Source organism: Micromonospora sp. CP22 (genome assembly GCF_009712475.1).
Classification (GTDB): domain Bacteria; phylum Actinomycetota; class Actinomycetes; order Mycobacteriales; family Micromonosporaceae; genus Micromonospora.
In genome coordinates, this window is sequence record NZ_VCJO01000004.1 from 288,669 (window position 1) to 311,065 (window position 22,397).

A 22,397-nucleotide genomic window follows, 5' to 3' on the forward strand; every position below is an offset into this window, starting at 1 on the left:
GGACCACGCCAGACATCAGATGATCCGACCGGCACGGGGCGGCATCCGGACCCGGTCGGTGACCGCCCGCCGCCGGTCATGTTCCCGGCGCTTCCGCGATGACCCACGCGTCCACCCACGCCGGGCCGTCCGGGAAGCGGTACCGCGCCAACGAGTCGGGCCGGATCCGCGCGCTCATCCCGGGAGCCTCGGGCGCGCGGTAGCGTCCGCCGCTGACGTGTACCGGATCGACGAAGTGTTCGTGCAGGTGATCGACGTACTCGATGGCCCGGTCCTCGGTGCTGCCGCTGAGCGCGACGACGTCGAACATGGCCAGGTGCTGGACCAGTTCGCAGAGCCCCACTCCCCCGGCGTGCGGGCAGACCGGCACCCCGAACTTCGCGGCGAGCAGCAGGATCGCCAGGTTCTCGTTGACCCCGCCGACGCGGCAGGCGTCGATCTGCACCACGTCGACGGCGTCGGCCTGGAGCAGTTGCTTGAACATCACGGCGTTGTGCACGTGCTCGCCGGTGGCCACCTTGACCGGGGCGAGAGCCTTACGGACGGCGGCGTGCCCGAGCACGTCGTCCGGCGAGGTCGGCTCCTCGATCCAGTACGGGTCGAACGCGGCCAGCTCCCGCATCCATCCGATCGCCTCGGGTACGCCCCAGATCTGGTTCGCATCCACCGCGATCCGCACGTCCGGACCGACCGCCTGCCGGGCGATGCCCATCCGGCGTATGTCGTCGGCCAGGTTCCCGCCCACCTTGAGCTTGATCAGCCGGTAGCCCGACTCGACCGCCTCCCGGCAGAGCCGGGCCAGCTTCTCGTCGTCGTAACCCAGCCAGCCCGGGGTGGTGGTGTACGCGGGGTAGCCCTCGGCGCGCAGCCGCCGCTCGCGCTCGCCCCGGCCGGGCTCGGCGGCGGTCAGCAACGCCAGTGCCTCGTCCTCGGTGAGGGCGTCCCGCAGGTAGCGGAAGTCGACCTGCGCGACCAGCTGTTCCGGGGTGAGGTCGGCGAGCAGCTTCCACAGCGGCTTCCCCGCCCGTCGGGCCGCGAGATCCCACACCGCGTTGACCAGACCACCGGCGGCCATGTGCACGACGCCCTTCTCCGGCCCGAGCCAACGGATCTGGCTGTCCCCGACGAGCCGGCGGGCCAGCGCGCCCGGATCGGCGATCAGCTCGTCGACCCGCTCGCCGACCACCATCGAGGCGAGCGTCTGCACCGCCGCCACCTGAAGGTCGGTGCCACGCCCCACGGTGAAGATCAAGCCGTGCCCTTCGGCCCCGGCCGACGTCCGCACGATGACGTACGCGGCGGAGTAGTCGGGAAACGGGTTCATCGCGTCCGACCCGTCACGATGCCGGGACGTGGGGAACCGTACGTCGATGGTTTCTACGGACGAGACGCGCTCACTCACCACAACTCCTGAGGGGTCGAACAGGTGTGCCCTGGTTGTCTGCCTCGCGACGCCGGCCGGTCGGCCGCCTCACGTCTGCGCCTTGCCTCCGGTGATGCGGGAGACCACCAGGGCCACCAGGATGACGGTGCCGTTGAGGAAGTTCGTCCACTGCGCGGGCACCCCGGCCAAGGTCAACACGTTTATGATCATGAAAAGCAGCAGCACGCCGGTGAAGGCGCCGAACACGCTGCCCTTGCCGCCGTTGAGGCTGACGCCACCGATCACCGCCGCCGCGAACACCTGGAAGATGGCGCCGCTGCCCTGGGCCGACGGCACCGCCGCGAGCCGACCGCTGATCAGCAGACCGGCGAGGGCCGCGAGCACACTGGCCACGATCAGCGCCATCCAGAGCACCCGGTCGGTGCGGATGCCCGCCGCGCGGGCCGCGTCGGCGTTACCGCCGATCGCGTACAGCGCCCGACCCGCACGGGTGTAGCCGAGGACGACGATCCCGGCGGCGAACAGCAGCAGCGACAACCAGATCGAGGCCGGCACGCCGACCCAGGTGGCGGAGCCGAGATAGGTCATCGAGTCGGGCAGCATGAAGAAGGTCTGGCCACCGGAGATGCCGGTGAGCAGACCACGCAGCACGATCAGCATGCCCAACGTGACGATGAAGCCGTTGAGGCCGAACCGGACGATGAGCAGCCCGTTGAAGGCGCCGACGAGAGCGCCGACGAGCAGCACCACCGGGACCGACCAGGCGTCCGGCAGCAGGTCGAGGCCGAGGCCCCGGGTCAACGCCGGGTCCACGACCAGCCAGGCCGCGATGCCGGGCGCGAGACCGAAGGTGGACTCCAGCGACAGGTCCATCTTGCCGGTGATCAGCACGATGGTCTGGGCGAGGACCACGATGGCGATCTCCGACATGCTCTGCAACACGTTGATGATGTTGTCGGTGCTGAGGAAGACCGGGCTGACGATCGACCCGACGATCGCGACCGCGACGATCGCCGGCACCAGCGCCAGATCACGGAGTCGGGCGATGGCCAGGCTGCGCGACGAGGCACCCGGTGCGGACGCGGGCGGCGTGGCCGCCGACCGCGTGGTGGAGAGCGTCTCAGACATGGTGGAGATCCACCCCTTCCATGGCGGCTACCAGCTCGTTGTCGCTCCAGCCGTGGGGCATCTCGCGGACGAGGCGTCCCTGGAACATCACCAGGACGCGGTCACAGATCCGCAGGTCGTCGAGTTCGTCGGAGACGACCAACACGCTGGTGCCGCGACGACGAACCTCCTCGACCACGCCGAGCAGGGTCTGCTTGGAGCGCACGTCCACACCGGCGGTGGGGGTGATCAGGACCAGCAGCTTCGGGTCACTGGCCAGGGCCCGACCCATGACCACCTTCTGCTGGTTGCCGCCGGACAGGTCGGCGACCGGCACCTGCGGGCCGGACGCCTTGATCGCCAGGTCGGCGATGGTGTCCCGGGCCAGGGCGTCGCGCCGGGCCGGCGAGATGAGGCCCCGTCGGCCGATCCGACCCGGCACGGTCATGGTGACGTTCTCGGCGATGGACAGCAGCGGAACCAGGCCCTCCCGGTGCCGGTCCTGCGGCACCAGGCCGACACCGGCGTCGAGTGCGTCGGGCACGCTGCCGGGACGCAGCGTCCGACCGTCGACCACGACCGTCCCACCCACCGGCCGGGCCAGGCCGACGATCGCCTCGGCGACCTCGACCTTGCCGCTGCCGCCACCGCCCGCGATGCCCACCACCTCACCCGCCCGGGTCTCGAGGGACAGCTCGGCACCGGAGGTGGTGACCAGGTCCCGGACGGACAACAGCACCGGGGCATCGCCTACCAGCGGGCGGTGGTCGGCCTCGGGCATCGTCACGTCCTCACCCGTCATCGCACCGACCAACGCCGGTCGGCTCAGCCGCGCCACCGGGGCGGTGACGATGTGTCGGGCGTCGCGGAAGACGGTCACCTGATCGCAGATCTCGTAGATCTCCTGGAGGTGGTGGCTGATGAACAGGAAGGTCACGCCCTGCGCCCGCAGCTGACGGATCCGGGCGAACAGCCGGTTGATGCCGGCTCCGTCGAGCTGGGCGGTCGGCTCGTCGAGGATGATGAACCGGGCGCCGAAGGAGAGCGCCCGGGCGATCTCGACGAACTGTCGTTGCTCGACCGAGAGGGTCGAGGCGGGCTGGCGTACGTCGACCTCCACCGACCATTCCGCCAACAGCTGCTCCGCCTCCCGACGCAGCCGCGACCACCGGATCAACCCGCCCGGACCGCGGGCGTGCCGGTTGAGGAACAGGTTCTCCGCGACGGTCAGCGTGCCGATGATGGTGGACTTCTGGTAGACGCAGGCGACCCGCCTGCGCCAGGCGTCCCTATCCCCCAGCGGCGGTGCCGGGCGCCCGTCGAAGGCCACCGCGCCGTTGTCGGCGGCCTGTAGCCCGGTCAGGATGCTGACCAGGGTGGACTTGCCGGCACCGTTGCGCCCGACCAGGGCGTGGGTCTCGCCCCGCCGGACCACGATCCCCGCGTCGTCCAGCGCCAGGGTCGAGCCGAACCGTTTGGTGATGTTCACCGCCTCGACGACCGGCTGGTCGGCTCGGGCCAGCTCGTCGCCAGGTCGCTCGACGCTCACGGGTTGTTGCCCCACAGGGAGGCGTCGTCGTACTTCACCGTGGGCTCGCCCGCGATCGGCGCACCGTCCAGCGTCACCAGCGGCGCCGGCAGCTGGTCCTCAAGGAGGCCGTCGCGCACCTGGATGATGGTGCTGCCGTGCTCGGTCGGTCCGGGCTGGAAGGTCTTGCCCTCGATCGCCGCCTGCACGTACTCCAGGCCGTACTTGGCGTAGAGGTCGGCCGGCTGGCTGACGGTGGCGTCGATCAGACCGTCACCGATGTGCTTCAGCTCCTCGGGAATGCCGTCGTTGGAGACCACGAAGACGTGCTTGGGATCGCTCGGTGGCACCTGGAGACCGCGCTGTTTGAGGATCTGGAGGGTTCCGGAGAGGGCGAAGGAGGACTGCATGTAGATGCCCTTGACGTCCGGGTCCGACGCGAACCGGGTCTGGAGCTTCGACGCGGCCACGTCCGCTTTCCAGTCGGTGGCCTCGCCGAAGACGGTGATGTCCGGGAACTCCTGCTGCATGCACTCGTTGAACGCCTCGGTGCGGTCCCGGCCGTTGATCGAGTCGAGGCCGCCCTGGAGCATGACGACCTTGCCCGTGCCGCCGAGTTTGGTGCCGAGGAACCGGCACGCCTTGATGCCGTAGGCACGGTTGTCGGCACGGACGACCATGAACACGTTGCCGGTGTCCGGTCGGGTGTCGATGGTGACCACCGGGATCTTCCTGTCGTCCAGTTGGGACAGCGTCGGCGCGATGGCGGCGGTGTCCTGCGGTGCCATCACCACCCCCTGGACCCCCTGGCTGATGAAGGTCTGGGTGTTCGAGATGAGGTTGGCGATGTCGTTCTGTGAGTTCGTCGTCTTGATCTCGACACCGAGTTCCTTGGCGAACTGCGGAACGTAAGTGATGTAGGAGTTCCAGAAGTCCGTGTCGGAGCGGGGGTAGTCCACCCCGACGACCGGGGAATCGGTCGATCCGGATCCGTCGGCCGCACGGTCACCGCAGCCGGCCACCAAGGTGGCCGAGGCGCCGAGTGTCAACGTCAGGCCCAGGCTCAGCAGCGCCCTGTTTGCCATGGTCGTTCCTCCATATCCGGGGCATCACCCGAAGCGCGTCGGCACGCCCGCTACCGGGCGGCGACGTACACCTCGGATGTGAGGTGCGAAGGGTTCATGCGGGTCGACGGACCAGACCACGGGCGCCCACCCGCACCGGGGACGCCTCGACCGGGCCCGACGGCTGGCAGGGGGACGGGACATGGCGATCCCTCCAGGAACACGGTGATGGGTGGTGGAGTTCGCGTACCTCAGACATCAGACGTTAGGGGTTACAGACGTGTGACGTCAACGCTTTCAAAGCCTGCCCGTAAGGCGATCAGGCTGCCCGACGGACACGAACCCAGCCGAATACATCAGATGGATGACGGCCGGCAAGCGGCCACTTCCCGGGCCGAATCCGGCGAACATCCACGCGACGTTCGGGACGGCTCGTCGGAGGTCGCCTGATGTTGACGATCACATCGGCACTCGCCACAACGGCCGTTACCACTGCTGAGGAGGCTCCTGCGAACGTTAACATCGACGAGGTTGATACTGCTAGCCTCCGCTCGAACGACCAGGAGGTGCCGCGATCGTTCGTCGCGAATCCAGCAGGAATGTCAGCCCCGGCTGGCAGGGTGGATCCGCAACGCACGACGATTGGAGGCACCCGATGAGCCGCCACATCCAGGTCACCTTCGACGCCCACGACCCGACGGCGCTGTCGACGTTCTGGCGGGACACCCTGGGCTACGTGCATCCCGGCCCGCCCGGTGTGGACCTGCCCGAGGGAGCCGACCCGCTGGCCGCGTGGGACGACTTCCTCGCCCGGATCGGCGTACCGCCGCAGCAGCGCAACACGAGGGCGGCCATCGAGGACCCGGAGGGCATCGGCCCGCGACTCTTCTTCCAGCAGGTGCCCGAGGACAAGATGGTCAAGAACCGGGTGCACCTCGACGTACGGGCCGCACCCGGGCTCACCGGCGCGGAACGGATGGCCGCGTTGCAGGCCGAGAGCGATCGGCTGGTCGCGTTGGGCGCCACGCAGGTGCGTCGGGTCGAGCCCGCACCCCCGCTCGAGGCCGGTTTCATCGTGATGACCGACCCCGAGGGCAACGAGTTCTGCCTCGACTGACGGGCCGCCGAGCCGCACCGGGCCGACCTTACCCACGAGGCGTAGGGCCGGCAGCCGTGCCGGCCCTACGCCGACTCGCGCTGCTGTGCGATGAGCGCCACCAGTTCGGCGTGCGTACCGGCGTCGGCCGCCGCGACGAGCCTACCCAGGCCGCTCCCCCACGGCTGGCCGTCGATCCCGGTCACCACACAACCCGCTGCCGCGCAGAGCGCGATACCGGCCGCGAAGTGGACACTGTCGCGCGGCTGGCCGTCCGTCACGTACGCCGCCCGCCGCCCGGCCGCGACCCAGGCCAACGCCAACGAGGTCGACACCACCCGGGGCCGGAACCGCTCGGCGAAACCCTGCTGGGCCAGCAGCCGGGCGGCCCGGAACACCCGCTCGTTGGGATAGGGCGGATCAAGGTTGACGTCCACCAACGCGGACTCGGCCGATGGTGTGAGTCGCTGGTCCGTGCCGGCACGCCGCACCCAGGCGCCGGTGCCGTCGGTCCAGAAGACCTCCTGCGCGAACGGGTCCGCAGCGGCGGCCACCACGACCTTCCCGTCGACCCGCAGGGCCACGTTGACCGAGACCAGCATGGTGTGCACGGCGAAGTTCAGCGTCCCGCAGAGCGGATCGACCAACCAGACGCGCCGGTCACCGGCGGAACCGCTGAGTCCGCTCTCCTCGGCCAACAGGGCGTCCTCGGGCCGGGCGGCCCGCAGCACGGCGAGGATGGCCGCCTCGGCTTCGATGTCCGCCGCGGTCGCGAAATCCCACCCCGACTTCGCGATCCGGGCCACCGGCGTCCCGTAGTGCGAGCGCACCACCGCGGCACCGGCCCGCGCGGCCTGGATGGCCAGATCCGCATCGACGAGTGACATCCGCCCACCGTACGCCGGTCGGCGGCGGACCGGTCCCGTCCGGTCCGGTGCGCAGGTTCGGCAGATCGGCTGGTTCGCAGGGCGTCCACCGGGCCCGGCCGCGTCGACAGGACGCGGCCGGGCACCGGCTCTAACGCTCCAGGCAGTCCCGGACGGCGGCGCAGAGCAGGTTGGCGCGTTCGTCGTCGACGCCGCCCATCTGGTTGACGACGTAGCCGAACCCGGCCTGGTGGGCGTCGTCACCGAAGGCCAGGTGCCCGCCCGCACCGTCGTGGCCGAAGCTGCGTACGCCGAGCATCGGCCGTGGCACCGAGTGCACCAGGAAACCGGTGCCCCATCGGTGTCCGGCGTCGGGCAGGCCGTAGACCTGTTGCCCGCTGACGCGGACCGCGATGGCGTCCTCGACGGACTCGGGGCTGAGCAGCCGCTCGCCGCCGACCTCGGACACGCAGGCGGCGTAGAGGCGGGCCAGGCTCTCCGCCGTGCTGACCGCGCCCGCGCCCGGGATCTGGGCGGCCTGGATCGCCGGATCGTTGAAGCTGACCAGGCCATCCGCGTCAGCGGGGAACGGGAAGGCACCGCCCATGGTGATGGCCCGCTCGGAGACCGGGTCGAAGTCCGGGCCGGGATCCCCGATCGGCCCCAGCATCCAGGCGACGGCGTCGCGCTCGGCGGCCGGCAGTCCGATCCAGGTACGCAGGCCGAGGGGCTCGCCGAGGACCCGGCGGAAGTAGTTGCCGGGCAGCTCACCGGTGATCCGGCGGATCACCTCACCGATCAGCCAGCCGAAGGTGATCGGGTGGTAGCTGTGCGCGGTGCCGGGCTTCCACAGGGGAGCCTGTTCCTCGATCGCCTTGATGACCGGATCCCAGGCGAGCACCTCCTCGCGGGTGAAGGACCGGTCCAACGCCGACAGACCGGACTGGTGGGTGAGCAGCCACCGGACCGGGATCTCCGCCTTGCCGTGCTGGCCGAACTCCGGCCAGTAGCGGGTCACCGGCGCGTCGAGGTCCAGCCGCCCCTCCTGCACCAGCAGGTACGCGCAGATCGTCATCATCCCCTTCGTGCAGGAGAAGACGACGGCGGGGGTTTCCGCCGACCACGCACGTCCCGACCTCGGGTCGGCGACTCCGCCGTGCAGGTCGACGACCTTCCGGCCGCGCAGGTACACCGCGACGGCCGCACCCACCTCCTGACGGTGGGCGAAGTTGTCCCGGAACACGTCGGCGACCCGACCGAAGCCCTCGTCGACGTCACCGTGGATCTGGGGGGTGTCACTCACGCCAGCTATCCCTTCACGGAGCCTTGGAGCAGAGCCTTGATGAACTGCCGTTGGAAGATCAGGAATACGATGAGGGTAGGCGTGAGGATGAGCAGAGAGCCAGCGCAGAGCAGCACCAGATCTGTTCCCCACTGCCCCTGGAAGGCGCCGAGCGCACCGGCCATCGTCCGCTTCGTCGCGTCGTCGACGAGCACGATGGCCAGCAGGAACTGGTTCCACGTCCACAGGAACAGCAGGATCGTCAGCGAGGCGATGGCCGGCCGGGCCAACGGCACGTGGACCCGCCAGAACAGCTGCCAGGTGTTGCTGCCGTCGACCCGTGCCGCCTCGGACAGTTCGCGGGGCACGTTGATGAAGTGGGCGCGCATCCAGAAGACCGCGAACGGCATGTAGAGGCCGATCAACGGCAGGACGATCGCCCATCGCGTGTTGAGCAGGCCCAGGTCCCGCATCTGGTAGTACAGCGGGGTCACCACCGCCTCGAAGGGCAGGGTGAGGCCGAGCAGCAGCAGCCCGAAGGCGATGTGACCGCCGGGCACCCGCAGGTGACCGAGGCCGAATCCGGCCATGGTCGCGATGAGCACACCGGCCGGCACCACCCCGGCCACGATCAGCGCGCTCGACTTCAGCAGCGCGCCCATGTTGGCGGCGGTGAAGGCGTCGGCGAAGTTGCCCCACTGTGGATCGCTGGGCCAGGCCAGGCCGGTGGGCACGGTGCCGCGTGGTTGCAGGGCCGCCGACAACATGCTCAGGAACGGCAGCAGGGTAACCACGACCAGCGCGATCAGGAAGATGCGTCCGGTCAGCCGCTCGCTGCGGGTGGTCAGGTTCATCACTTCTCTCCCCGGGTCAGCCGCTGGATCGGCAGGACGCACACCAGCACCAGCAGCATCAGCACCACCGCGAGGGCCGAGGCGAGGCCGACCTGACGCTGGGAGAAGGCGAGCCGATAGATCTCCAGGCCGGGCACGGTGGTCTGGATGCCCGGTCCACCGCTGGTGGAGATGTAGACGATGTCGAAGCTGGCCAGCGCCGCGATGATGGTCACGGTCAGGCAGATCCCGATCTCCTGACGCAGGCTGGGCAGGGTCACCGCGAAGAACTCGCGTACCGGACCGGCGCCGTCGATGCGCGCGGCCTCGTAGAGCGAGGGGTCGATCTTGCTCATGCCGGTGATCAGCAGGATCGTGCAGAGGCCGAGCATGACCCAGGTGCCGATCACGCCCACGGCCGGCAGCGCGGTGCTGAACTCGCCGAGCCAGGCCCGGGTGACGACGTCCAGCCCGACGGCCCGCAGCGCCTGGTTGACCAGGCCGTTGGTGGAGAGCACCCAACTCCAGGCGATGCCGGCCGCGACGAGCGGGATCACCTGGGGCAGGAACAGCACGGTCCGGACCAGCGTGCCAGCCGGGCCGGTGGTGATCCGCCGGACCAGGCTGGCCACCAGCAGGCCGAGGAGGACGGGGATGAAGCTGAAGAAGATGATCAGGATGAAGGCGTTCGAAATGATCTTCAACAGGTCGCGGTCGGTGAAGACGGTGAGGTAGTTGTCCAGCCCCGCCCAGCGGGCCGCGCCGATGCCGTTCCAGTGGTACAGCGAGTACTGCACGGTCAACACGAGCGGACGCAGCACGAAGATGCCGTACATGACCAGTGCGGGCAGCACCCAGAGCCACCCGGCCCACCGGACCGTGCGGCCCCACCGCTTCTGGTGGAGCCGCACGGGTGCCCGGGTGTCCCCCCGGCCGGGTCGGGACGCGGTGTCCGACCCGGCCGGGGCGCTGCCGAGGGCAGACGTCATCGGGACAGTTCCTTCTCGTATTCGGCCTGGACCGCCTTCACGTACCCCTCGGGGGTCTGTTGTCCGGCGATCAGCTTCTGCATCTCAGGGGTGATGGCCGCGGCGAAGATGCCGCCGGTCGCGTTCGCGGTGAAGTCGACCGCGCCGTTGTCCGCCCCGAGCTGCTGGGACGCCTTGAGCGTCTCGGCCAGCACGGTTCCCTCCACCACCGGCGGTAGGGCGAGGTCGGCCGGGCCGCCCGGGTGCGAGCCGCCGATGGTCACCGAGATCTCGCGGGCCTTGTCGTTGGTGTGCGCCCAGTTGAGGAAGAAGGCGGCGGCGTCCGGGTTCTTCGCCCGGGCACCGACGCCGAACGTGTTCGGCGCGGACATGGCGACCCGCTTGGCGTCGGCGGTCTCCCCCGGGAAGAGGAAGAAGCCGACCTCGCCGGCCATGTTCTTGTCCAGGTTCCCCGACTCCCAGTCGCCGTTGAACATGAACAGGCCGTTGCCCTTCTGGAACTCGCCCATCATCGCCGTGTAGTCGATGGCGTTCGCGTCCTTCGGGAAGTAACCGGCCTCGGCCCACTTCTGGATGGTCTGGGTGGCCTTGAGCGCGGCCGGCGTGTCGAAGGTCGCGCCCGGCTTCTGGAAGATCCAGTCGGCGATGGCGTTCGGGTCGCCGTACTGGTTCTGCAATGCCTGGTGCGGGAAGTTGATACCCGCGGTGTTCTTGTTGAACTGCATGATCGGCAGCAGGTCGGCGGCCTTCGCCTTGGCCAGCAGGTCCTCGAACTCGGCGATGGTGGCCGGCGGCTGGGTCATGCCGATCTGCTCGGCCTGCTTGAGGTTGTAGAAGACGCCGGTCACGCTGTAACCCAGGCCCATGCCGTACAGCGATCCGCTGCCCCGCACCGCCCCACCGTCGGACAGGCGCAGCTGGATCAGCTGGGAGGCGGGGAAGGCGTCCCAGCCGTACGCGTCGAAGTACGGGTCCAGGTTCTTCAGCAGCCCGTCCTTGACCAGGTCGACCATGGTGGGCAGCCGGATGAGGTCGGGCGCGTTGTCCGAGGCGAGCACCCGGGGCGCGTTCTCCGTGATCACCGTGAACTGGTCCTCACGGATGTTGAACGTGACGTTCGGGTGTTGCTTGGTGAACTCCTCCGCGAGCGCCTTGGCCAGCGGGAAGCCGGTCTCGGCGTACATTTCGAGGGTGATTGGGTCGGTCCCCAGCTCGGTGCTGACCGGGGCGTCGGAGTCCCCGGAGGGGGTCTGCTCCGAACCGGGCGCGCTACAGCCGGTGACAGCCAGACCGACGGCCAGTAGTGGCGTCAGCAACGCCACCCGGCGTCGGGTGAATCTCGTCGAGAACTCCGGCACCTCTTGCTCCTTGACTCATCCGCGCGCCGAGCCGGTTGTGACGGCCGTTCGTGGCGACCTGCGGCCATCGGTCCGCCGACCACCACATGTCGCGCCCGTCGCGTGCCGAAACTCCGGCGCGCGGCGCGCGGTACCCAATACGACATCGGTAGGCGCGAGGCGTCCACCGCAGAGCCGAAACTCGTCGCTAAACTGATTTAGCAGAGCATGCGCGCGTCGCCCGGTGACTGTCAAGGACGAGTTCGCAACGGTCTGGAAACAGATGGCCCGCCACCTCCGTGGCGCCGACGGGACACGCCGCCGGCGCCACGGGGGTGACTCGACGCGCGATGATGGGACGACGACGGCATCGGGACGGCCGCCGTGAACGGAGGACGCACATGGGTCGTGAGAGAGCGACGTTGGCCGACGTGGCACGACGCGCCGGTCTGTCCAAGACCGCCGCGTCGATGGTGCTCAACGGGCGCGAGGGCACCAGGCTCTCCGCCGAGGCGCACCAACGGGTCTTCGCGGCGGCCGAGGAGCTCGGCTACCGCCCCAACGTGGCCGCCCGCAGCCTGCGTACCCGCAAGACCGCCACCATCGCGTTCGTCTCCGACATCGTCGCCACCACCCGCTTCGCCGGTGGCCTCATCCGTGGCGCGCTGGACGCCGCCCGCGAGCGGGACCACGCCCTGCTGATCACCGAGACGCAGGGGGACCCGACGTTCGAGCGGTACGCCATCGAGGCGATCCTCGACCGCCAGGTCGACGGCGTGGTCTACGCCGCCATGGCGACCCGTCGGCTGGCGGTGCCGCCGGCCATCCTCGGCGGCCCGGTGGTGCTGCTCAACGCCACCAGTCCCGAGCCGCTGCCCTGCGTGCTTCCCGACGACGAGGGGGCCGGCGCGGCGGCGGCCGAGGCGCTGCTCGCTTCCGGTCACCGGGACCGGATCGCCCTGATCGGTCGCAACCTGGAGAAGGAACAGGACCCGGAGGTCTCCCTGGCCGCCGACGCCCGACTGCGAGGCATCCGGGCCACCCTCGCCGCCGCCGGGGTCTCGCTGCTGGAGGAGAGTTTCTGCCCGGAGTGGTTGCCGGAACACGGCCACAACGCCATGCGTGAGCTGCTGGAGCACCCGACCCGCCCCACCGCGGTGATCTGCATGAACGACCGCCTCGCCTTCGGCGCGTACCAGGCGCTCGGCGAGGCCGGACTCACCATCCCCGACGACCTCTCGGTGATCTCCTTCGACGACGACCCGATCGCCGCGTGGCTGCGTCCGGGGCTGTCCACCGCGGCGCTGCCGCACGAACAGATGGGCCGCCGAGCGGTGGAGGTGCTGCTCGACGGCGGCGACGCCGCCACGTCGTTCGTCCCGATGCCGATGCGGCGGCGAGGGTCCGTGGCCGCTCCCGCCGACTGATCCGACCGTCCCTGAGCCGGGCAGACCACCACCCGCCATAGCCGCTAAACCGATTCACTGGTACGTTTCCGGCCATGCTTCGACTGCCCGACCACTGGGTGTGGGACAGCTGGTACGCCCAGGACGACGACGGCCGCTGGCACGCGTTCTTCCTGCGCGCGTCGCGGGCCCTACTCGACCCACACCGTCGCCATCGGCGGGCCTCGATCGGCCACGCCGTCTCCACCGACCTGCGCTCCTGGGACCTGCGCGCCGACGCCCTGGTGCCCGCCGACGCGCCCGCCTGGGACGACCTGGCGACCTGGACCGGCTGCACGGTACGCGGCCCGGACCAGCGGTGGTACCTCTTCTACACCGGGGTCAGCCGGGCGGAGGACGGTCTGGTCCAGCGCATCGGCCTGGCCGTCTCCGACGACCTGGTCAGCTGGCACCGGCACGGCTGCGGCCCGGTGGTGGAGGCCGACCCGACCTGGTACGAGCTGCTCGATCACGAGATGTGGTACGAGGAGGCGTGGCGCGACCCGTGGGTCTTCCCGGACCCGGACGGCGACGGCTGGCACATGCTCGTCACCGCACGCGGCAACCAGGGACCAGGCGACGCGCGCGGGGTCGTCGGCCACGCGACCTCACCGGACCTGGTGAACTGGACGGTGCGACCGCCGCTGTCCGCCCCGGCCGGGTTCGGTCACCTGGAGGTACCGCAGGTCGCCGTCGTCGACGGGCAGCCCCTGCTGCTGTTCTGCACCAACGCCTTCGCCGCCGACCGGGAGGCCGGGCAGCGGATCTGGGTCGCCACCGGCCCGACGGTACGCGGCCCCTGGGACGTCGCCGCCGCCCGGCCGGTCGCCCAACCCCACCTGTACGCCCCACGCCTGGTCCCGGACGGTGACGGCTGGTCCCTGATCGGCTTCGTCGAGCACACCGACGGCGAGTTCGTCGGCGAACTCAGCGATCCCGTCCCGGTCCGCTACGACCCGTCGGTCGGCCTGGTCGCGCGATCCGTGGGTGAGTGAGGTCGTTCCCGGACCGGCCCCGACACCATCGGACACCGGCCCGGTGAACGTTCGGCAGCGGCTTCAGGGCCTGCGTCGAGGTCCTCGGCTCGGCCGAGGACCTCGACGCAGGACCCTAGCTGTTGGCGGCGGCGAGGTCGGCCCGCTGCGCGGGCGTGGACACCGCCGTGGTGGGGCTGTTCGGGGCGATCCGGAGGCGCACGTCGTCACCGGTCCCGATGCCGAGGGCGAGGAACTCGTTGCGGGTGAGGGTCACCGTGACCGGCTGTCCGTCGGCGGTGGTGACCTCGACCCGGATCTCGAAGCCGATCCGGGTGACCCGGGCGACCCGGCCAGGCACCCCGTCGCCCGAGTCGGTGGAGAGCTGGAGGTCGTGCGGACGCACGAGTTGGTCGCCGAGTTGGGTGACCGGGCCGAGGAACCGCATGACGAACTCGTTCGCCGGGCGGTCGTAGAGGTCGTCCGGCGAGCCGATCTGTTCCACCCTCCCCTCGTTGATCACCACGATCTCGTCGGCGACCTCCAGTGCCTCCTCCTGGTCGTGGGTGACGAAGACGGTGGTCACGTGCACCTCGTCGTGCAGCCGACGCAGCCAGTCCCGCAGTTCCTTGCGGACCTTGGCGTCGAGGGCGCCGAACGGCTCGTCGAGCAGCAACACCGCCGGCTCCACGGCCAGGGCACGGGCGAGCGCCATCCGCTGCCGCTGCCCGCCGGAGAGCTGCGTGGGCAGCCGGTCACCGAACTGTCCGAGGTGCACCAGGGCGAGCAGCTCGTCGACCCGCCGACGGATCTCCTCCTTGGACCGTTTGCGGATCTCCAGACCGAAGGCCACGTTACGGCGTACCGACAGGTGCTTGAAGGCCGCGTAGTGCTGGAACACGAATCCGACGTTGCGCTTCTGCGGGGGCAGCGTGGTGGCATCCACACCGTCGATCTCGACGCGTCCGGTGTCGGCGCGCTCCAGTCCCGCGATGATCCGAAGCAGGGTGGACTTGCCGCCACCGGAGGGGCCCAGCAACGCCGTGAGCCGACCGGCCGGGATGCTCACCGACACGTCGTCGAGTGCGACGAAGTCCGCGAACCGCTTGCCGACGTTGGAGATCTCGATGCTCAACGCTCTTCCTTCGGCCTGAGAACGGATACGACGATGATGCAGGCCACCGCGACGAGGGCGAGGAGGAAGGCCGTGGCGTACGCTCCGCCCTTGTCGAAGTTGAGGTACTTCTCCTCCACCACGAGGGTGGCCGTGCGGGTGTCACCGAGCACGTTGCCGGAGACCACCTTGACCGCGCCGAACTCGCCGAGCGAGCGGGCGAGGCTGAGCACGACGCCGTAGATCACGCCCCACTTGATGGACGGCAGCGTGATCCGGCGGAACGTCTGCCAGGCGTTGGCGCCGAGGCTGCGGGCGGCCTGTTCCTGCTCGTCGCCGACCTCCTGCAAGACCGGCACGACCTCCCGGATGACCAGCGGCAGGGCGACGAAGACGGTGGCCATCACCATGCCCGGCACCGCGAAGATGATCTGAATTCCGGCCGACTCCAGGGTCGGACCGAACCAGCCGTCGCGACCGCCGTAGACCAGGATCAACGCGAGCCCGACGACGATCGGGGAGACCGACAGCGGCACGTCGAGCAACGCGTTGAGCACCCGCTTGCCGGGGAAGTCGTAACGGACCAACAGGATCGAGATGCCGACACCGAACACGGTGTTGATGACCACGGCGGCCACCGCGATCACCACGGTGAGTCGCAACGCGTGGGTCACGTCGGGGTCGGTGAGGATGTCCTCGAAGCTGGTGAACCCGTCGGTGAAGGCGTTGCTTCCCACCAGGTACAACGGCCAGGCCACCAGGAAGAACAGGTACGCCACCACCACGAGCCGCAGCAGGTGGCGACCGGGGCGTCGACCGACCGGGCTACGGGTGGCGATCGAACTGTCAGCCACGGCGCACCACCCTCCGCTGGATGACGTCGAGGACCACGATGACGGTGAGCGAGACGGCCAGCAGCATCACCGCGACCGCCGCCGCGCTGTCCGGGTTGTCGTTCTCGATGCTGCTGAGGATCCGTACCGAGGCCACCTCGGTACGCATCGGCAGGTTGCCGGAGAGCAGGACCAGGGAGCCGTACTCGCCGACGGCGCGGGCGAACGACAGCGCGGCCCCGGCCGCGATGGCCGGGGTGAGGCTGGGCAGGATGATCCGTCGGAACGTGACGAACCGGCTCGCGCCCAGCGAGGCCGCCGCCTCCTCGACCTCCGGATCGAGTTCGGCCAGCACCGGCTGCACCGTCCGCACGATGAAGGGCAGTGTGACGAAGAGGAAGGCGAGGAACACCGCGACCCGGGTGTTGGCGACGTTGACGCCGAGCGGGCTGTCCGGCCCGTACAGCGACAGCAGCACCAGACCGGCGACGATCGTCGGCAGCGCGAACGGCACGTCGATGAGGACTTCGAGCGCCCGCTTACCGACGAAGTTGTCGCGCACCAGCACCCAGGCGATCAGGGTGCCCATGACGATGTTCACCAGCGTGACGAGCAGCGCGGTCCCCACGGTCAGCCGCAGGGTGGCGGCGGTCTGCTCGTTGGTGGCCGTCTGCCAGAAACCGTCCCATCCGCCTTCGGAGGCGGTCACCACCACCGCGGCGAGCGGAATCAGCACCAGCAGGCTGAACCACACCATGGCGACACCGAGGCCCAGACCGGAGAGCCGGGTCAGCGGCAGACCGGCCCGGACCGGCCGGCGGTCGCCCGCCGGCCGGTCCGGTGTCACAGCCGTCGAGGTCACTTCGCCTTCCCGGAGGCCGCGATGACCTTGGTGACGATGCCGTCATTCTCGTCGAAGAACTTCTTCGACAACGCCGACCAGCTCTCGAAGTCCTTGTCGACCGTCAGCAGCTTCTGCGGTGCCGGGAACGGGTCGTTCGGGTCGAGGACGCCCTCGATGCCGCTGGTGTCGACGCCCTCGATGATCGGTCGGAAACCGGTCAGCGCGAACTGCCGCTGACCCTGCGGGCCGAGCACGAAGTCGAGCCACTCCTTCGCCTTCGGGTCGGCGTTGGAGAGGACGGCGCCCGGGTTCTCGATCAGCAGGGTGGTGGCGGGCAGCACCCAGTCCAGTTCTTCGCCCTTCTGCCGGGCCAGGATGGTCTCGTTCTCGTAGGCCAGCAGCACGTCGCCGGTGCCGCCGAGGAACGTGGTCGTGGCGTCCCGACCGCTGCCGGGCAGCGACACCACGTTGGCGAAGAGCTTGTTGAGGAACTCCTCGGCCTGGGCGTCGGTGCCGCCGTTGGCGGCGATGTGTCCCCAGGCGGCGAGGGCGTTCCAGCGGGCGGCGCCCGACGAGGCGGGGTTCGGCGTGACGATGCCGATCCCCGGCTTGATCAGGTCGTCCCAGCCCTGGATGTTCTTCGGGTTGCCCTGGCGCACGGCGAGGACCACCACCGACGAGGAGACGATGCCCTTGTTCGGCCCGTCGTCCCAGCTCTCGTCGACGAGACCGGCCTCGACCAGCCGGGTCACGTCGCTGCTGACGGAGAAGTGGACGTAGTCGGCCTTCAGCCCGGAGACGACGGCTCGACTCTGGTCGCCGGACGCGCCGTACGAGGTGCGGAACCGCACCCCCTTGCCCGCCTCGGTCTTGTTCCATTCCGCGGCGATGGCCTTGTTCGCCGCCTCGGGTACCGCGAAACCGACGATGCTCAACGTGGCGTTACCGCTGGCGGCGTCCCCGCCACCGCAGCCCGCCAAGGCCAGGCCGACGACCACGGCCAGGGCGCTGACTGCTCTGATCCGGTGCCTCATCTGCGAACCCGTCCTCCTCCAGTGCCCCGCACTATATAAATCCGACTGGTTAAATAGGTAATTTGCCCAGCATCATGCCGTCACATTGGACGGACACGACGGACGCGGATCACGCCCCGAGCCTCGATGCCCGGCGCGCACCACCAGAACGATCGCCGCACAGCCGTACGGCGAGCCCGCGATCGACCACGTCGATCGCGAACCGAATATCCCACTAACTCGACAGGTTTTCAAGCCTTGGTGTCGGACACCTGACCGACACCGGGGCACCGCGACGCCGTCACGCCGCGCCGGTGCCCTGGTCGACCACCGGCCGCCGCCCCGGATGCTCGCGCTCGAGCAGGTCGGCAAGGCTCGTCCGGTCGACCACCCCCTCGATGGCCCGGTGCACCGACAGCCACACCTCGCCCAGACCGGTCGCCACACCGTGGTACGTCGCCACCTCGGCGGGCGCCCCCCGGACCGTGGTCAACGCACCTGCGGTGGCCCGCAGCACGTCCCCCACCGCGATCTCGGCCGGCGACCGGGTCAACGCGTAGCCACCGTCGGTGCCGCGCAGGCTGTGCAGCAGACCGGCACGTCGCAGGTCGAGCAGGATGCCCTGCAAGAAGGGGTACGGAATGTCCTGGCTGGCCGCCAGCACCGCCGCCTTCACCACCTCCGGGTGATGCTGCGCCACCGCCAGCATCGCCCGGACGGCGTAATCCGACCGCGCCGAGATGTGCACGACCCCACCCCCGTCCCACTATTCCACACAAAACATGTAGGGATAGTGGACAGGGTGGAGGTCACCATCGTCAAGATGCCGACGGTGATGCGGTACGACTACGGACGGACGGAGCCGGCAACGGTGGTGGCGTGGGCGTTCAGGCCGCCCGCATCGCGCGCACGGCCTCCCCGGCGAACAGGCACGCCGCGCGGTGCTCCGGGGCGACCTCGGCCAACACCGGATCGGTCTCGGCGCACTCCGGCCGCGCCTGGGGGCAGCGGGTGCGGAACCGGCAGCCGCCCGGCGGGTCCACCGGGCTGGGGATGTCTCCACTGAGGATGATCCGACGGCGGTCCCGCTCGACCTGCGGGTCGGCGACCGGCACCGCCGACAACAACGCGGCGGTGTACGGGTGCGCCGGAGCCTGCCAGATCTGCGTCGGTGTGCCGCTCTCCACGATCCGCCCCAGGTACATCACCGCCATCCGGTCACTCATGTGCTCGACGGCGGCGAGGTCGTGGGCGATGAAGAGGTACGTCAGGCCGAGATCCCGTTGCAGGCGACGGAGCAGGTTCATGATCTGTGCCTGCACGCTCAGATCGAGCGAGGCGATCGGTTCGTCCAGCACGATCAGGTCCGGTTCGCCGGCCAGGGCACGGGCGATGCCGACCCGCTGCCGCTGGCCGCCGGAGAGTTCGTGGGGATGCCGGTCGGCCAGGTCACCGCGCAACCCGACCATGTCGAGCAGTTCGTCGACGCGGCGGCGTCGGGCCGCGGCACCGTCGACGAGCCGGTGCACGATCAGCGGCTCGGCGATGCTCGCCCCGATGGTGAGTCGAGGGTCCAGGGACGCCTGCGGATCCTGGAACACCATCGCCACCCGGCGACGCAGCGTCCGCAGTTGCCGCCGGGACCACCGGGTGACGTCCTCACCCGCGACCCGGACCGTGCCGGCGGTGGGATCCACCAGCCGCAGCAGGGCCAGCCCGGTGGTCGACTTGCCGCTGCCGGACTCGCCGACCAACCCCAGCGTCTCGCCCCGCCGGATCTGCAACGACACGCCGTCGACGGCGCGGACCACACCGGCCGCCGTCGGGAACCACACGGCCAGATCGTCGAGTGCGGCCACCACCTCGCTCACCTGTCAGTCCCTCCGGTCGGTCGCCTGCGGATAGAAGGTCCGCACCTGGTGCCCGGCCGAGACCGGCACCAGCGGCGGCATCTCGTGCTCACAGCGCGCGTCGCCCCGCACCGGGCAGCGGGGCCAGAACGCGCAGCCCGGCGGCAGGTCCAACGGGCTCGGCGGCGCACCGGCGATGGTGACCAGATCGGCGTCACCGGCCGCCGGGTCCGGGCGGGCGGCCAGCAACGCCCGGGTGTACGGATGCGACGGCGCGCCGAAGACGGCGTCGACCGGCCCCTGTTCGAGGATCCGGCCCGCGTACATGACCGCCACGGTGTCGGCGATGCCGGCGACCACACCGAGGTCATGCGTGATCCAGACGACCGCCGTGCCGAGGCGGCGTTGCAGGTCGGCGACGAGCTCGACGATCTGGGCCTGGGTGGTCACGTCGAGGGCCGTGGTCGGTTCGTCGGCGATCAGCAGATCCGGCTCACAGGCCAACGCCATGGCGATCACCACCCGCTGGCGCATCCCGCCGGAGAACTGGTGCGGGTACGCGTCCACCCGCTGCCCGGCCGACGGGATGCCGACCAGGTCCAGCAGCTCGACGGCGCGGGACCGGGCGGCCCTCCGGGTCAGCCCGAGGTGTTCCTGGGCGGCCTCGACGACCTGCCGGCCGACGGTGAGCACCGGGTTGAGCGAGGTCATCGGATCCTGGAAGACGAATCCGACGTGCCGCCCACGCAGCCGACGACGACGTTGCTCGGGCAGCCCGGTCAACTCCGTGTCGAGCAGGTGGATCCGCCCGGACACCCGGGCGGTACGGGGTGCCAGCCCGGTCGCGGCGAGCACGCTCATGCTCTTGCCGCTGCCGGACTCCCCCACCAGCGCCAGCGTCTCCCCCGGCCGCACCGCCCAGTCGACCCCGGCGACCGCACGGGCCGGTCCCCGCCGGGTGTCGATGGTGACGGTGAGGTCCTCGACGGCCAGCACGGGTTTCATGACGTGCTCCTCCTGGCTTCGTTGACGGTGAGCTGGCGGGGATCGAGCACGTCCCGCAGCGCGTCACCGACCAGGTTGAACGCCAGGACGGTCAGGAAGATCGCCGCGCCGGGGAAGACGCCCAGCCACCACGCCTCGGTGACGAACCCGCGACCGTCGAACAGCATCCGACCCCAGGCGGGATCGGGTGGCTGGACGCCGAGGCCGAGGAAGGACAACGCCGCCTCGGAGAGGATCGCGAAGGCCAGGGACAGCGACGTCTGCACGATCAACGGGGCCGCGATGTTCGGCAGCACGTGTCGACGCATGATCCGCAGGTCGGACGCGCCGACCGACACCGCGGCCCGGACGAACACCTGTTCCCGCACCGAGAGCACGCCGGCTCGGGTCACCCGGGCGAAGATCGGCGTGTAGACCACCCCGATCGCCACCATCGCGGTGAGCAACCCCGGGCCGAGCACCGCCACGATCGCCACCGCCAGCAGCAGCACCGGGAACGCGAACAGCACGTCCATGCAGCGCATCACCACGTTGTCGAGCCAGCCCCGGTAGTAGCCGGCGAACAACCCGAGGGTCACCCCCACCGTCAGCGCGATCCCGACGCTGACCAGGCCGACCTGCAACGACACCCGGGCGGCGACCATGACCCGGCTGAGCACGTCGCGGCCCAGCTCGTCGGTGCCGAACGGGTGCGCCCAGCTCGGTGGTTGCAGCATCCGGTCGACGTCGACCTCGTTGATCCCCGACGGCGCCAGCCAGGCCCCGCCCACGCCCACCACGACCAGCACCACCAGGACCAAACTTCCGGTGAGCGCCAGCGGATCCCGCCGCAGCGCCGACAACGCCCGGCCCAGCTGACCGTCCCGGTTGATCATCCGTACGCCGCTCACTTGACCGTGATCCTCGGGTCGAGGCGGGCGTAGAGGATGTCGACCACCAGGTTGACCAGCAGGAACAGCGCCGCCACCAGCAGCACCGCACCCTGGAGCACCGGGTAGTCCCGGGCCGCGACGGCGTCGTACGTCAGCCGCCCGATACCGGGCCAGGCGAACAGCACCTCGATCACGATCACCCCGCCGAGCAGACTGGCCAACTGCACCGCCACCACGGTCACCACCGGGATCAGGGCGTTGCGCAGCACGTGCCGCAACACCACCACCCGGGTCCGCAGCCCCTTCGCCTCGGCGGTACGCACGTAGTCCTCGGAGAGCACCTCCAACATCGACGAGCGCACGAAGCGGGTGAGGATCGAGGCGGTCACCAGGCCGACCGTGGCGGCGGGCAACGCCACGTGGGAGGCCCAGCGGCCCGGATCCTCGGTGAGCGCGACGTACCCCGACGGGGGCAACCAACCGAGCACCCCGGAGAAGAGCAGGATCGCCATGATGCCCATCCAGAAGTCCGGCACCGAGACACCGAACTGGCTGAACACCCGCGCCGCGTGGTCGACCAGCGAACCGCTGCGGATGGCCGAGACGATCCCCAGCGGAAAGGCGATCACGACCGCGAACAGCACCGCGGTGACCGCCAGCGACAGTGTCGCCGGCAGCCGCTCCAGCACGATCGCGGTGACCGGGCGTCCGCTACGGAAGCTGACCCCGAGGTCGCCGGTCAACGCCCGTCGCAGGTAGTCGAAGTACTGCACCACCAACGGCTGGTCGAGCCCCGCACGGGCGCGCAGCGCCTCGTACGTCTGCGGGTCGAAGCGGGTGCCGAGGGCGACCCGTACAGGGTCGCCCGGCACCAACTGGAGCAGCAGGAACACCACGAGCGTCACGCCGAGTAGCACGACTGCCGACTGCAACAGCCGACGGATTACGAAACGGGCCATCT

General features: G+C 70.0%; 21 protein-coding genes. 3 read left to right on the plus strand and 18 right to left on the minus strand.

The window, feature by feature from the left end:
- Positions 1–76: 76 nt before the first annotated feature.
- From FF096_RS09860 to FF096_RS09875, 4 genes are all read right to left on the minus strand, one after another.
- Positions 77–1,405 carry an enolase C-terminal domain-like protein gene (locus FF096_RS09860; RefSeq protein ID WP_309223003.1) on the minus strand — a complete coding sequence of 443 codons (1,329 nt, stop codon included), beginning with the start codon at positions 1,403–1,405 and terminating at the stop codon, positions 77–79.
- Positions 1,406–1,471: 66 nt separating this feature from the next.
- Positions 1,472–2,512 (minus strand): ABC transporter permease, encoded by a 1,041-nt coding sequence (locus FF096_RS09865; protein ID WP_155216558.1) that lies wholly within the window; start codon positions 2,510–2,512, stop codon positions 1,472–1,474.
- Complete coding sequence (locus FF096_RS09870; protein ID WP_309223004.1) at positions 2,505–4,040, minus strand: sugar ABC transporter ATP-binding protein; 1,536 nt, start codon at positions 4,038–4,040, stop codon at positions 2,505–2,507. Before FF096_RS09870 ends, FF096_RS09865 begins: the two co-directional genes overlap by 8 nt.
- On the minus strand, positions 4,037–5,104 hold the full coding sequence (locus FF096_RS09875; RefSeq protein ID WP_155216560.1) for a sugar ABC transporter substrate-binding protein: 1,068 nt from the start codon (positions 5,102–5,104) through the stop codon (positions 4,037–4,039). The genes FF096_RS09870 and FF096_RS09875 overlap by 4 nt, the downstream gene beginning before the upstream one ends.
- Before the next feature lie 634 nt (positions 5,105–5,738).
- On the opposite strand from FF096_RS09875, the gene FF096_RS09880 reads away from it, so the two are divergent.
- A complete protein-coding gene (locus FF096_RS09880) occupies positions 5,739–6,200 on the plus strand; it encodes a VOC family protein (RefSeq protein WP_155216562.1) in 462 nt (153 codons plus the stop codon).
- Between the two features lie 65 nt (positions 6,201–6,265).
- On the opposite strand, the gene FF096_RS09885 is transcribed toward FF096_RS09880, so the two are convergent.
- From FF096_RS09885 to FF096_RS09905, 5 genes are all read right to left on the minus strand, one after another.
- On the minus strand, positions 6,266–7,066 hold the full coding sequence (locus FF096_RS09885) for an inositol monophosphatase family protein (protein WP_155216564.1): 801 nt from the start codon (positions 7,064–7,066) through the stop codon (positions 6,266–6,268).
- 130 nt (positions 7,067–7,196) lie between these two features.
- Positions 7,197–8,348: a serine hydrolase domain-containing protein gene (locus FF096_RS09890; protein WP_309223005.1), complete on the minus strand. Its 1,152-nt coding sequence runs from the start codon at positions 8,346–8,348 to the stop codon at positions 7,197–7,199.
- Positions 8,349–8,353: 5 nt separating this feature from the next.
- A complete protein-coding gene (locus FF096_RS09895) occupies positions 8,354–9,181 on the minus strand; it encodes a carbohydrate ABC transporter permease (protein WP_155216566.1) in 828 nt (275 codons plus the stop codon).
- Positions 9,181–10,149, minus strand: a complete 969-nt coding sequence (locus FF096_RS09900) for a carbohydrate ABC transporter permease (RefSeq protein WP_155216568.1) — start codon at positions 10,147–10,149, stop codon at positions 9,181–9,183. Before FF096_RS09900 ends, FF096_RS09895 begins: the two co-directional genes overlap by 1 nt.
- Complete coding sequence (locus FF096_RS09905; RefSeq protein ID WP_309223006.1) at positions 10,146–11,507, minus strand: extracellular solute-binding protein; 1,362 nt, start codon at positions 11,505–11,507, stop codon at positions 10,146–10,148. The genes FF096_RS09900 and FF096_RS09905 overlap by 4 nt, the downstream gene beginning before the upstream one ends.
- A 380-nt stretch (positions 11,508–11,887) precedes the next feature.
- Between FF096_RS09905 and FF096_RS09910 the strand changes: the two genes are divergently transcribed.
- Together FF096_RS09910 and FF096_RS09915 are read left to right on the plus strand one after the other, a co-directional pair.
- Positions 11,888–12,913, plus strand: coding sequence for a LacI family DNA-binding transcriptional regulator (locus FF096_RS09910; protein WP_155216570.1), 1,026 nt, complete (start codon positions 11,888–11,890; stop codon positions 12,911–12,913).
- A 74-nt stretch (positions 12,914–12,987) separates the two neighbouring features.
- Positions 12,988–13,926, plus strand: a complete 939-nt coding sequence (locus FF096_RS09915; RefSeq protein WP_155216572.1) for a glycosyl hydrolase family 32 — start codon at positions 12,988–12,990, stop codon at positions 13,924–13,926.
- Between the two features lie 115 nt (positions 13,927–14,041).
- On the opposite strand, the gene FF096_RS09920 is transcribed toward FF096_RS09915, so the two are convergent.
- The 9 genes from FF096_RS09920 to FF096_RS09960 form a co-directional block, all read right to left on the minus strand.
- Positions 14,042–15,040 (minus strand): sulfate/molybdate ABC transporter ATP-binding protein, encoded by a 999-nt coding sequence (locus FF096_RS09920; RefSeq protein WP_155216573.1) that lies wholly within the window; start codon positions 15,038–15,040, stop codon positions 14,042–14,044.
- Positions 15,037–15,873, minus strand: coding sequence for a sulfate ABC transporter permease subunit (locus FF096_RS09925; RefSeq protein WP_309223007.1), 837 nt, complete (start codon positions 15,871–15,873; stop codon positions 15,037–15,039). The genes FF096_RS09920 and FF096_RS09925 overlap by 4 nt, the downstream gene beginning before the upstream one ends.
- A complete protein-coding gene (gene cysT / locus FF096_RS09930; RefSeq protein WP_309223008.1) occupies positions 15,866–16,714 on the minus strand; it encodes a sulfate ABC transporter permease subunit CysT in 849 nt (282 codons plus the stop codon). The genes FF096_RS09925 and cysT overlap by 8 nt, the downstream gene beginning before the upstream one ends.
- A complete protein-coding gene (locus tag FF096_RS09935) occupies positions 16,711–17,730 on the minus strand; it encodes a sulfate ABC transporter substrate-binding protein (RefSeq protein WP_155216575.1) in 1,020 nt (339 codons plus the stop codon). The genes cysT and FF096_RS09935 overlap by 4 nt, the downstream gene beginning before the upstream one ends.
- 280 nt (positions 17,731–18,010) lie before the next feature.
- A complete protein-coding gene (locus tag FF096_RS09940) occupies positions 18,011–18,457 on the minus strand; it encodes an Rrf2 family transcriptional regulator (protein ID WP_309223009.1) in 447 nt (148 codons plus the stop codon).
- 139 nt (positions 18,458–18,596) lie between these two features.
- On the minus strand, positions 18,597–19,580 hold the full coding sequence (locus FF096_RS09945) for an ABC transporter ATP-binding protein (RefSeq protein WP_309223010.1): 984 nt from the start codon (positions 19,578–19,580) through the stop codon (positions 18,597–18,599).
- Positions 19,581–19,583: 3 nt separating this feature from the next.
- Positions 19,584–20,564 (minus strand): ABC transporter ATP-binding protein, encoded by a 981-nt coding sequence (locus FF096_RS09950; RefSeq protein WP_155216577.1) that lies wholly within the window; start codon positions 20,562–20,564, stop codon positions 19,584–19,586.
- Positions 20,561–21,439 carry an ABC transporter permease gene (locus FF096_RS09955; RefSeq protein WP_155216958.1) on the minus strand — a complete coding sequence of 293 codons (879 nt, stop codon included), beginning with the start codon at positions 21,437–21,439 and terminating at the stop codon, positions 20,561–20,563. The genes FF096_RS09950 and FF096_RS09955 overlap by 4 nt, the downstream gene beginning before the upstream one ends.
- 11 nt (positions 21,440–21,450) lie before the next feature.
- The gene (locus FF096_RS09960) at positions 21,451–22,395 is read right to left on the minus strand and encodes an ABC transporter permease (RefSeq protein ID WP_155216579.1); all 945 of its coding nucleotides are present in this window, start codon (positions 22,393–22,395) and stop codon (positions 21,451–21,453) included.
- Between the last annotated feature and the right edge of the window lie 2 nt (positions 22,396–22,397).